The 11880-nt window shown below is 70.2% G+C and carries 9 protein-coding genes and 1 rRNA gene; 5 read left to right on the forward strand and 5 right to left on the reverse strand.

From position 1 onward, the window contains the following. Positions 1-123: 123 nt before the first annotated feature. Positions 124-1314 (reverse strand): lipid-transfer protein, encoded by a 1191-nt coding sequence (locus BMZ82_RS15645; protein WP_093776052.1) that lies wholly within the window; start codon positions 1312-1314, stop codon positions 124-126. Then, positions 1311-1736 (reverse strand): Zn-ribbon domain-containing OB-fold protein, encoded by a 426-nt coding sequence (locus tag BMZ82_RS15650; protein WP_093776006.1) that lies wholly within the window; start codon positions 1734-1736, stop codon positions 1311-1313. Before BMZ82_RS15650 ends, BMZ82_RS15645 begins: the two co-directional genes overlap by 4 nt. A 99-nt stretch (positions 1737-1835) precedes the next feature. Here BMZ82_RS15650 and BMZ82_RS15655 point away from each other — a divergent pair, with 99 nt between their 5' ends. After that, positions 1836-2654, forward strand: a complete 819-nt coding sequence (locus BMZ82_RS15655) for a M15 family metallopeptidase (protein ID WP_093776008.1) — start codon at positions 1836-1838, stop codon at positions 2652-2654. 47 nt (positions 2655-2701) lie between these two features. Further along, positions 2702-3238 (forward strand): NUDIX domain-containing protein, encoded by a 537-nt coding sequence (locus tag BMZ82_RS15660; RefSeq protein ID WP_093776010.1) that lies wholly within the window; start codon positions 2702-2704, stop codon positions 3236-3238. A 2-nt stretch (positions 3239-3240) separates the two neighbouring features. Here BMZ82_RS15660 and BMZ82_RS15665 read toward each other — a convergent pair whose 3' ends face one another. Beyond that, positions 3241-5607, reverse strand: coding sequence for a glycoside hydrolase family 31 protein (locus tag BMZ82_RS15665; protein ID WP_093776012.1), 2367 nt, complete (start codon positions 5605-5607; stop codon positions 3241-3243). 214 nt (positions 5608-5821) lie between these two features. Between BMZ82_RS15665 and BMZ82_RS15670 the strand changes: the two genes are divergently transcribed. Both BMZ82_RS15670 and BMZ82_RS15675 read left to right on the forward strand, forming a co-directional pair. Beyond that, on the forward strand, positions 5822-7789 hold the full coding sequence (locus tag BMZ82_RS15670) for an acetoacetate--CoA ligase (RefSeq protein WP_093776014.1): 1968 nt from the start codon (positions 5822-5824) through the stop codon (positions 7787-7789). Between the two features lie 243 nt (positions 7790-8032). After that, complete coding sequence (locus tag BMZ82_RS15675) at positions 8033-8926, forward strand: hypothetical protein (RefSeq protein WP_093776016.1); 894 nt, start codon at positions 8033-8035, stop codon at positions 8924-8926. A gap of 86 nt (positions 8927-9012) precedes the next feature. Here the strand turns inward: BMZ82_RS15675 and ptsP are convergent, their stop codons facing one another. Both ptsP and BMZ82_RS15685 read right to left on the reverse strand, forming a co-directional pair. Then, the gene (gene ptsP, locus BMZ82_RS15680) at positions 9013-10683 is read right to left on the reverse strand and encodes a phosphoenolpyruvate--protein phosphotransferase (protein ID WP_093776018.1); all 1671 of its coding nucleotides are present in this window, start codon (positions 10681-10683) and stop codon (positions 9013-9015) included. A gap of 86 nt (positions 10684-10769) precedes the next feature. Further along, a complete protein-coding gene (locus BMZ82_RS15685) occupies positions 10770-11219 on the reverse strand; it encodes a PTS sugar transporter subunit IIA (protein WP_093776020.1) in 450 nt (149 codons plus the stop codon). Positions 11220-11810: 591 nt separating this feature from the next. Here BMZ82_RS15685 and BMZ82_RS15695 point away from each other — a divergent pair. Continuing rightward, a 16S ribosomal RNA gene (locus tag BMZ82_RS15695) occupies positions 11811-11880 on the forward strand; the annotation flags it as partial.

The following is an 11880-nucleotide window of genomic DNA, read 5'->3' on the forward strand; positions in this document are numbered from 1 at the left end:
GGCGCTGCGGGCGTGCGCCCGGGCGCAGTTCATGAGACGTTCACACAGGATTCCCAGCCACTCACAGAGCGTGAGAAAGCCAACTGCTCGACGGCTGCGGCACTTCGAGTGATCCCCTCCCGCTCACCGTACGGCGACCACCGCCGAACCGTGCCCGAACAGCCCCTGGTTCGCCGTGACGGCCACGCGCGCGTCCACGATCTGCCGGTCGCCCGCCTGCCCCCGCAACTGCCAGGTGACCTCGCAGACCTGGGCGATCGCCTGCGCCGACACCGCCTCCCCGAAGGAGGCAAGCCCTCCGCTCATGTTCACCGGTATACGGCCGCCCGGCGCCGTCACGCCCTCCCTCAGTAGCTTCGCGGCCTCGCCGTCGCCGCATAGCCCCAGGTCCTCGTACCACTGCAACTCCAGGGCGGTGGACAGGTCGTAGACCTCGGCCAGGGACAGGTCCTCGGGTCCGATGCCCGCCTCCTCGTAGGCGGCTCGGGCGATCGAGGCCCGGAAGGGTTCACCCGACGGCTCCACCGCCACGGCGGAATCGGTCGCGATGTCCGGCAGGTCCAGCACCGTGTTGGGGTAGCGGGGCGTCACGGTGGACACGGCTCTGATCCGCACCGGTTCCGCCGCCCCGTGCCGACGGGCGAACTCCATGCTGGACAGCACCAGGGCCGCCCCGCCGTCCGAGGTCGCGCAGATGTCCAGCAGCCGCAGCGGATCGGCGACCACCGCCGACGCGGCCACCTCCTCCGCGGTGACCCGCTTCCGGTAGCGCGCGTTCGGATTCAGTGCGCCCATGGCCGCGTTCTTCACCTTGACCTGGGCGAAGTCCTCCACCGTGTCCCCGTGCACCGCCATGCGCCTGCGCGCGTACAGCCCGAAGTACGTCGGATTGGTCGCGCCGAGCACCCGGAACCGCAGCCAGTCCGGGTCGTCCGGCCGGTCCCCGCCCGCCGGGCGGAAGAAGCCCTTGGGGGCGGCGTCGGCCCCCACCACCAGCACCACGTCCGCCAGGCCCGCGAGGATCTGGGCCCGAGCCGTGCTGATCGCCTGGGCCCCCGACGCGCACGCCGCGTACACACTCGCGACCCGGGCGCCCTGCCACCCCAGGGCCTTCGCGAACGTCGCCCCGGCCACGTACCCCGGATAGCCGCCACGCACCGTGTCCGCGCCGACGATCGAACCGACCTCCCGCCAGTCCACGCCCGCGTCCGCGAGGGCCGCCCGCGCCGCCTTCGCTCCGTACTCGACGAAGCCGCGCCCCCACTTGCCCCACGGATGCATGCCCGCGCCGAGCACCGCCACTTCTGCCGTCATCCCGTCACCCCCGTCGGCCGCCATCGCCAGGTCGTCCAGGTCGTCTCCGCGTCCTCGTCGAGCACGCCCGGGACGACCTCCACCTCCATGCCCACCGTCAGATCGGCGACGGTGACCCCGGGAACCGCCTGCCCCAGCACCACGATCCGCTCGGACTCCAGCTCCACAGCGATCAACGCGTACGGCTCCCACGGAAGTTCCCGATCGGTCACATAGGGTGACGGAGGGCGGTACCGGCTGTCCGTGTAGGACCAGACGCGCCCGCGTCGCGAGAGCGGGATCTCCTCCAGGTCGCCGCCCCGGCAGCCTGGATTGCGGCAGTGCGTGTCCTCACGCGGGAAGAAGACCGCCCCGCATGCCGAGCAGCTCGTCCCCAGCAGTCTGAAGTCGTCTCCGCTCCCGGTGAACCACCCGGCGACCACCGGTGTACGTGTACGTGACAAGTTCCCCTCCCGGCCTAGCAAACCTGACGATCCGTCAGAAGTGTGGCACGGTCGTCGGGAAATGGGCAGGGAGCAGGCATGACACGACTCTCCGGCGCAACACGCGGTGCCGTCGCCCTACTCGTCGCACTCGCCGCCCTGCTGGCCGTGCCCACCACCTCCGCCATCGCGCGGGCGCACACCGACGCCGAGGCCCCGGCGGACTTCGTGGCCCTGCGCACCGTGGACCCGACGATCCTCCAGGAGATGCGCTACATCACCCCGCACAACTTCGTCGGCGAGCCCATCGACGGCTACCGGCAGCCGATCTGCATCCTCACGCGGCCGGCCGCCCGAGCGCTGCACAAGGCCCAGGCGAAACTGCTTCGCCAGGGATACACACTCAAGGTGTACGACTGCTACCGGCCCCAGCGCGCCGTGAACCACTTCGTCCGCTGGGCCGAGGACCTGAACGACCAGTCGACTAAGGGGGAGTTCTACCCGGACGTCGACAAGACCCGTCTCTTCGAGGACGGTTACATCGCCGAGAAGTCCGGCCACAGCCGCGGTTCGACCATGGACCTCACCCTGGTGAAGCTCCCGGCCACGCCGACCAGGCCTTACGTCCCCGGCGAGCCCCTCGTCCCCTGCCACGCGCCGCGACAGCAGCGCTTCCCCGACAACTCCGTCGACATGGGAACGGGGTTCGACTGCTTCGACACCCTCGCGCACACCCTGGACCCACGCATCCAGGGCGAGCAGCGCGCCAACAGGCTGCTCCTCAAGAGCACCCTGGAAGACCTCGGCTTCGTGAACCTCGCCGAGGAATGGTGGCACTACACCCTCAAGCCCGAGCCCTACCCGGACACCTACTTCGACTTCCCCGTGTCCGCCGAGTCCCTCTCCAGGAGGAGGTGAGCCGCCCCCGTACGACGCTCTCCCCAAGATCGGATACGCTCCGCCGCGTGTCCGAAACTCTGCACTCCACTTCGAACTCCGCGCGCGACTCCCACTGTTCGAGCTGCGGAGCGCCCTACGGGGAGGGCGTCACCGGCTGGCCCCGCACCTGTCAGGCCTGCGCCACCGTGGCCTACCGCAACCCGCTGCCGGTGGCCGTCGCGCTCCAGCCCGTGTACGACACGAAGGGCACCGCCCTGGTCGTCATCACCCGAACCATCGCCCCCGCGCGCGGGGGCGTCGCACTGCCCGGCGGCTACATCGACGACCGTGAGGACTGGCGCCAGGCCGTCGTGCGCGAGCTCAAGGAGGAGACCGGCATCGAGGCGGCGGCCCGTGACGTGCGGCTCGCCGACGCCATGAGCGCCTCCGACGGCCACCTGCTGCTGTTCGGGCTCCTTCCCGATCGCCCCGCGGACCGCCTCCCGTCGTCCGCCGCCACGGACGAGACCGAGGGCTGGCACCTCCTGCGCAGGCCCGAGGAACTCGCCTTCCCCCTGCACACACACGCCGTGCGGGCGTTCTTCGAAGGCCGCTACGTCTGACCTCACCCCTCGCCGAGCCCGCGCACGCGCACCGGGTGGGACGGCACCCGCACGCCGTCCTCGCCCTCCCGCTCGACGACGACCCGCGGGCCCTCCCAGCGGGCGACGTACCGCTCGATCTCCGGCTCCGCCCAGCCGTCGCCCGCGTCGCGCACCACCGGGCCGCCACCCGTCCGCCCCCGGACCGGCGCCCACACCTCCAGCTCCAGCCCGCCGTCGTCTCCCCGCACCGGGAGGACGGCGCCCGCGCGCGCGAGCACCGGAATACGCGACAGAGGGGCGTCCACCAGCACCTGACCCGGCCCCTCGTACGCCCGCCCCGTCGCCGTGTCGTACCAGCGCCCCCGAGGTAGCTGCACGGCACGCCGGTCGGCGCCCGGGTCGAGCACCGGCGCCACCAGAAGGCAGTCACCCAGCAGGAAGGCGTCCTCGCAGTCCCGCAACGCCCGGTTGCCCGGCGCTCCCCACCACACCGGGCGCACATAGGGGGCCCCGGTGCGCCGGGCCAGATGCGCCAGCGTCACGAAGTACGGCAACAGCCGGCGCCGCTCGACGAGCGCCACGCGCGCGTGCTCCAGCACCTCGGGACCGAACTCCCACGGCTCCCGGCGTCCCGCCCGCAGGCTCGCGTGCGTGCGGAACAGCGGCAGATACGCGCCCAACTGGAACCAGCGCAGATACAGCTCGGGCGACGGACTGCCGTCGAAACCGCCCACGTCCGGCCCGGAATACGGCACCCCGCACAGCCCGAGCCCCAGCACCAGCGACAGGGACGCCCGCAGCCCCGGCCAGCCCGTGGCGACGTCCCCGGACCAGGTGCCGCCGTAGCGCTGCAGGCCCGCCCAACCGGACCGGGAGAAGACGAACGGCCGCTGGTCGGCCACCAGCTCCCGCACCCCCTCGTAGGCCGCCTGGGCCATGCACAGCCCGTACACGTTGTGCGCCTCGCGATGGTCACCACCGCGCCCCTCCAGGGAATGCCGCGCCGACCGGGGCAACGTCGACTCCCCGAAGGCGGCGAACGACGTCGGCTCGTTCATGTCGTGCCAGAAACCGGCGAACCCCTGGGCGATCCGCTCGGCATAGAGAGCCCCCCACCACTGCCGCACACGCGCGTGCGTGAAGTCTGGGAAAACCACCTCACCCGGCCACCCCACACCCTCGACGAGGCGTCCCGACGCGTCCCGCACGAACGCGTCCTCGGCGACCCCGCCGTCGAACACGGCATTGCCCGGCGCGGCCTTGACCGCCGGGTCGACGACCGACACCAGGCGTATCCCGTCCCGCCGCAGGTCCTCGGCGAGCACCGAGAGCTTCGGAAAGCGATCCTCGTCGACGGTGAACACCTGGTGGTCGTCGTAGTGGTCGATGTCGAGGTGGACCGCGTCGAGCGGCAGACCGTGCTCCTGATAGCCCGCCACGATCCGGCGCACCTCCTCCTCGCCGCCGAAGCCCCAGCGCGCGTGCTGGTGACCGAGCGCCCATGCGGGCGGCAGCGCCGGCGCACCGGTGAGCGAGGCCCAGGCGAGCAGCACGCGCGCGGGGGTGCCCACCATCACCCAGCAGCGCAGGGGGCCGCCGTCCATCCGCACCTCGCACGCCCCGCCCCGGTCGTGCCCGGAGCCGGCCCCCTCCTCACCCTCCCGCAGCGTGACCACGCCGTCCCAGGAGGAGTCGTGGAACACCAGGTGCGTGCCCGCGTCGGCCACCACCAACTGAACCGGCATCGTGAGGTAGAGCGGATCGTCCCCACGATCGAACGCGCGGCCGGGATCGGTGTTCCACAGCCGGTACGCCCCGTCGCGCACACGCGGCCCGGACGCCCGCCCGCCCAGACCGAAGAAACGCGCATCCGCCGCCACCTCCGAGCGCTGCATCCAGCGCGCCGGGCCACCGTCCTGAGGCTCCCACCACCGGGGCGGCAGATCACGGCGCAGCATCACGCCACCCGGCGTGCACACCTCGACGGCACCGTGCCGTGAGACCACGACCGTCACCCGCTCGGCGACGACCCGCCACCCGCCGTCCTTGTCCGGCTCCAGCACCGCCCGGGGATCGGGCTCCGGACCGCGGCCGGCCAGCGCGTACGACGGCTCGGGCCCGGCACCGTCCCAACCCCAGAACACGGCCCCGTTCACCGCGACCCGGATCGTCAGCTCCGACCGGCTGAACCGGAGCGTCCCACCACCGGGCCCCGGCTCCGCCTCCTGAACGAGACCCGGCACGCGCGCGCGTTCAGGCCCCCGCACTGGCAGTCCGGTGGCATCGGCGCGCCTCCTGCGCCACGCGGCCCGCACGGTGCGCAACCCCTGGGCGGCTCCCGCGGAACCGACCGCCTTCATCGAACGCACCAGGTCACGACCGTCCATGCTGTTCACCCTGTCACTGACCGCGCCACGCGCGCGGGTCGTTCAACTTGCGTTCACCCATGGTGGGACCACATCTTCACGACACGAACCGTGGGGAACTCACCCTGGTGCCGAAGTCGATCACATGGCATCGTCCATGTCAGCCGCGTCACGCGCACCACCCCAGCGCGTGCGCGGGCGACGCACACGACGCGCACAGTCCGGGAGCCGCCCCATGTCGACCGTGAACCCCGAGCCGCTCTGGCGGCCAGATGCCCAGCGCATCGCCCAGGCCCAGGTCACGAAGTTCCAGACCTGGGCGGCCGAGCGGTACGCAGCCCCGTCCGAAGGCGGCTATCCGACACTGCACCGCTGGTCCGTCGACGAGCTGGAGACGTTCTGGACAGCCGTCACGGAGTGGTTCGACGTACGGTTTTCGACACCCTACGCGCGCGTGCTGGGCGATCGGTCCATGCCCGGCGCCCAGTGGTTCCCCGGAGCGACGCTGAACTACGCCGAGCACGCCCTGCGCGCGGCTGCCACCCGCCCGGCGCAGCCGGCCCTGTTGTACGTTGACGAGACCCATGAACCGACCCCGGTGACCTGGTCCGAGCTGCGCCGCCAGGTCGGCTCACTCGCCGCCGAGCTGCGCGCCCTCGGTGTCCGCCCCGGCGACCGGATCAGCGCCTACCTCCCGAACATCCCGCAGGCCGTCGTGGCCCTCCTCGCGACGGCCGCCGTGGGCGGCGTCTGGACCTCCTGCGCCCCCGACTTCGGCGCCCGCAGCGTCCTCGACCGCTTCCAGCAGGTCGAACCCGTCGTCCTGTTCACCGTCGACGGCTACCGCTACGGAGGCAAGGAGCACGACCGCCGCGACGTCGTCGCCGAACTCCGCGCGGAACTGCCCACCCTGCGCGCCGTGGTCCACATCCCCCTCCTGGGCACGGAGCCGCCCCAGGGAGCCCTGGACTGGTCCGCCCTGACGGCCGCGGACGAGGAGCCCGTCTTCGAACAGGTCCCCTTCGACCACCCCCTCTGGGTGCTCTACTCCTCCGGTACGACCGGTCTGCCCAAGGCCATCGTCCAGTCCCAGGGCGGCATCCTGGTCGAACACCTCAAACAGCTCGGCCTGCACTGCGACCTGGGCCCCGAGGACCGTTTCTTCTGGTACACCTCGACCGGCTGGATGATGTGGAACTTCCTCGTCTCCGGCCTCCTCACCGGCACGACGATCGTCCTCTACGACGGCAGCCCCGGTTTCCCCGACACCGGCGCACAGTGGCGCATCGCCGAACGCACGGGCGCCACCCTCTACGGCACCTCGGCGGCGTACGTCATGGCCTGCCGCAAAGCGGAGGTGCACCCGGCCCGCGACTTCGACCTCTCCAAGGTCCAGTGCGTCGCCACCACGGGCTCCCCGCTCCCGCCCGACGGCTTCCGCTGGCTGCACGACGAGGTACGCGACGACCTGTGGATCGCCTCCGTCAGCGGCGGCACGGACGTCTGCTCCTGCTTCGCTGGCGCGGTCCCGACGCTCCCGGTGTACACCGGCGAACTCCAGGCCCCCGGCCTCGGCACCGACCTGCAGTCCTGGGACCCGGACGGTCACCCCGTCATCGACGAGGTCGGCGAACTCGTCGTCACCAACCCCATGCCCTCGATGCCGGTCCGCTTCTGGAACGACCCCGACGGCAGCCGCTACCACGACAGCTACTTCGACACCTACCCGGGCGTATGGCGTCACGGCGACTGGATCACCGTCACCTCGCGCGGCTCCGTCGTCATCCACGGCCGCTCCGACTCCACGCTCAACCGCCAAGGCGTGCGCATGGGTTCGGCCGACATCTACGAGGTCGTCGAACGGCTCCCCGAGATCAAGGAGTCCCTGGTCATCGGCATCGAGCAGCCCGACGGCGGCTACTGGATGCCCCTCTTCGTACACCTCGCCCCCGGAGCCGCCCTCGACGAGGCACTCCTGGGCCGCATCAAACAGGCCCTCCGCGAACAACTCTCGCCACGCCACGTCCCCGACGAGGTCATCGAGGTACCCGGAGTGCCGCACACCCTCACCGGAAAACGTATCGAGGTCCCGGTCAAACGCCTCCTCCAGGGCACCCCGCTGAAAAAGGCCGTCAACCCCGGTTCCATCGACAACCTCGACCTCCTGCACTTCTACGAGGACCTCGCCCGCAAACGAGGCTGAACCCTCCCGCCAGCACGGGCCCGGCCGCCGCCCGGAATCACAGCGCGAGGCTGTGGACCACTCGCCGTCACGACCACGATTGCCACGGGATCCCCTCCCGGCCGGCTCGCCTCCGACGGCAATGCCGTCTTGACCTGCATGTTTCGTGATCGCACGGTCCGCGGCCGACACACGCCAGACCCGTTGTCAGTGGTGCCAGTTACCGTGAGTGAGCATCGATCGACTGTGCACACAGGGGGAAACATGGCACACACTGACCACCAGACCATGCGACGCGTCCTGCGTCGCGAAATCGCCGGCACCATCGGTCTGCTCACCGACGAACACGACTTCCGCGCCATGCGGCGCTACCGCAGCTTCACCTTCGACGATCACGCCACCTACCTCCAGCAGGTCGAAAACCTCCTGAGGACACGCGCCCTGCAAGGCACCCACACCACCGTGGCCCTCTTCGATCCCCAGGAATACGCCGAGTACTGCGCCGCCAAGGGGCTCGACCCCGACGTCCCCGCCAACCGCACCCGCTTCACGGCCGAACTCGCGACCACAGGCCCCACCATCCCCTACGAGGGCCAACCCCTCGCCGACCTGCTGCCGGCCCTCGTCGACGAAGCCGTCCGGCAAGCGACCTGGGAGTACGCGGCCACCCTCCTGGCCCGCCTCGGCGCCTGCGCGACCTGCGGCGAGGACATCGGCCGCGCCGCCTTCACCCGAGCGTCGAACCTCGTCGCCCGCATCCTCGACACGGCGCCACCCGGCAACCGGCACCTGGTCTGCAGCGTCACCGCCGCACCCGAAACACTCGTCTCCGTCCTCCACGCGGACGACGAAGCCGACGGCGCCACACAACTCGACGAGGCCGAAGCACTCGAGTTCACCACCGTCCTCGCCCTCGGCCTCGCCACCCAGCATCCGGGCGGCCTGGTCATGCGCACCACCGCTCCCGAAACCCCCGACCAGATCTACGGATGGCGGCTGCGCGGCGACGGCCTCGAACCCCTGACCGCCGGCGAGGTCTTCGACGCTTACTGCACCGACGCCGAATCCGGCGACCTCATCTCACCCGAGTCCGGCGTGGACTACTGCTTCCCACCGGACCTCGGACAGGACCGACCGACACCGGGCCACCAGCACTGACCGAAAAGGAAGCCCACACACAGCAGGGGTGCCCCGTCCGAAGGCGGAGCACCCCTGCTCACCGGCCGATCACCGGCCGGATGCGACTACTCGCCGGACAACACGGCCTGCGCCGCATTACGCGCCTCCTCGGCACTGTCCGCCGCACGTGCCGCGGCCGCGGCACGCTCGCACTGCGCCAGCGTGTACTTCGCCAGCGCGGCCCGCACATAGGGAATCGACGCCGAGCCCATGGAAAGAGAGGTGACCCCCAGACCGGTCAGCACACACGCGAGCAGCGGGTCAGCCGCGGCCTCGCCACACACGCCGCAGCTCTTGCCCTCGGCCAAGGCCGCCTCGGCCGACAGGGCGACAAGGTCGAGCAGTGCGGGCTGCCACGGATCCTGCAGCCGGGACACCGCACCCACCTGCCGGTCGGCGGCGAAGGTGTACTGCGCGAGATCGTTCGTACCCAGCGACAGGAACTCCACTTCTTGCAGGATCGAACGAGCCCGCAGAGCGGCGGACGGAATCTCCACCATCGCGCCGAACTTCGCCCGCAGCCCCGCCGCACGGCACGCGTCCGCGAACGCCTTCGCGTCGATGCGGTCCGCCACCATCGGCGCCATCACCTCGAGGTAGACCGGCACCCCCTCGGCGGCCTTCGCCAGCGCGGTCAGTTGGGTCCGCAGGACGTCGGGGTGGTCCAGCAGCGTGCGCAACCCCCGCACGCCCAGCGCCGGGTTGGGCTCGTCGGCCGGGGTCAGAAAGTCCAGAGGCTTGTCCGCACCCGCATCCAGCACGCGCACGACGACCCGCCCCTCGGGGAACGCCTCGAGCACCTGCCGGTAGGCCTCGACCTGCTTCTCCTCGGACGGCGCGTTCTTACTGTCGTCGAGGAACAGGAACTCGGTACGGAAGAGCCCGACACCTTCCGCACCGGCCTCGACGGCCGCCGGCACGTCGGCAGGGCCGCCGACGTTCGCCAGCAGCGGCACCTTGTGACCGTCGGCGGTCGCACCCGGCCCGGTCGAGGCGGACAGCGCCGCCCTGCGCTCAGCGGCCGCCGCCTCGAGCTGGGCCTTCTTCTTGTCGCTCGGGTTCACGAAGACGTCGCCGGTGCTGCCGTCGACGGCGATCACGGTTCCCTCGGCGAGCTCACCGGCACCCGGCAGAGCCACGACGGCCGGCACACCGAGGGCCCGGGCGAGGATCGCACTGTGACTCGTCGGACCGCCCTCCTCGGTCACGAAGCCGAGCACCAGCGTCGGGTCCAGCAGCGCTGTGTCGGCGGGCGCCAGGTCCCGGGCGACCAGCACGTACGGCTCGTCACTGTCCGGGACACCCGGCATCGGGACACCCAGTAGCCGGGCGACGATACGATTCCGCACGTCATCGAGGTCGGCCACGCGACCGGCGAGGTACTCACCGGCTCCTGCCAGCAACTCGCGGTAGGCGGCGAAAGCGTCGTAGACGGCCCGCTCGGCAGTGCTGCCGACAGCGATACGCCGGTCCACGTCGACCATCAACTCGGGGTCCTGAGCCATCAAGGCCTGAGCCTCGAGCACTGCCTGCGCTTCGCCCCCCGCCAGATTGCCGCGCGCCATCAGGTCGGCTGCCACAGCCTCCACGGCCTTGCGGGCGCGCCCCTGTTCGCGCCCCGCCGCCTCCGCGGGGATCTGCTTGGCAGGCGGTTCGAGCACCGCCGTCCCCATGTGTCGAACCTCGCCGATCGCCACACCGTGACTCACGCCGACGCCTCGCAGCGTTGTCTCCATCTCACCCGTCTCCGATAGTGCGGCGGGCCTCGCCGCCGCGGTGGTTGTCCTGTGTACCGCTGTACCGCTGATCGACGGCGGCGGCACTACTGCCAGGAAAAGAGAACGTCGCCGGCCTTCACATCGCCGTCCTCACGGAGATCGCCCAGGGAATCGGCTGTGGCTTCCAGGGCGATGACCGGACAGACCGGGGACTTGCCGGCCTCCACCACGGCGGCCGGGTTCCACCGCACGATGCTCTGCCCGCGCGTAACCGTGTCGCCCTTGTTCACCAGGACCTCGAAGCCCTCGCCGTTGAGCTGCACGGTGTCGATCCCGAGATGGGTGAGTACTCCGTGTCCCTCGGCGTCGACCACGACGAAGGCGTGCGGGTGGAGGGAGACGATGACTCCGTCCACGGGTGCGACGGCCTCAGAAGGCTCGCGCACCGGGTCGATCGCGGTGCCCGGGCCGACCATGGCCCCGGAGAAGACCGGATCCGGCACGGCAGCCAGTCCGACGGCGCGTCCTACAAGAGGGGACATCACGGTGGTCATGGGAGGCCTCCCAGGGGTGGAGATGTATATGGGCCGTTACTGCGTGTCCAGGATCGCGCCGCGTGCAGAAGGGTATGTCACATGAAGTACCGATTCTGCACAAAAACTCCCGATCCGTGGTCTAGACCACTAGCCTAGCCGATTTGCAGCGCCTCCGCGGCCCCGTGTACAGTCGTACTCCTGCTTGAGGGTGAGCGACGCGAAACAGCGCGCTTACTGGAGCAGCACCCAACTTGTCAGATCCTATCTCTGGATCATCTTCTGCATGCCTGCGGAATGGTGGTCAGGAGGCTGGAAAAACCCTGATAGAGTCGGAAATGCAAGACCGAAGGGAAAAGCCCGGAGGAAAGCCTGAGAGAGTCTCTCGGGTGAGTACAAAGGAAGCGTCCGTTCCTTGAGAACTCAACAGCGTGCCAAAAATCAACGCCAGATATGTTGATACCCCGTTCCCGGCAGTGATAGCCGGGGATGAGGTTCCTTTGAAATAAAACACAGCGAGGACGCTGTGAACGGCCGGGCTTATTCCGCCTGGCTGTTCCGCTCTCGTGATGTGTTGTCCCGCGCTTTTAATTAAGCACAGTCGGGAAAACATTCACGGAGAGTTTGATCCTGGCTCAGGACGAACGCTGGCGGCGTGCTTAACACATGCAAGTCGAACGAT

Origin of the sequence: Streptomyces sp. yr375, assembly GCF_900110755.1 — a bacterium.
Taxonomy (GTDB): domain Bacteria; phylum Actinomycetota; class Actinomycetes; order Streptomycetales; family Streptomycetaceae; genus Streptomyces.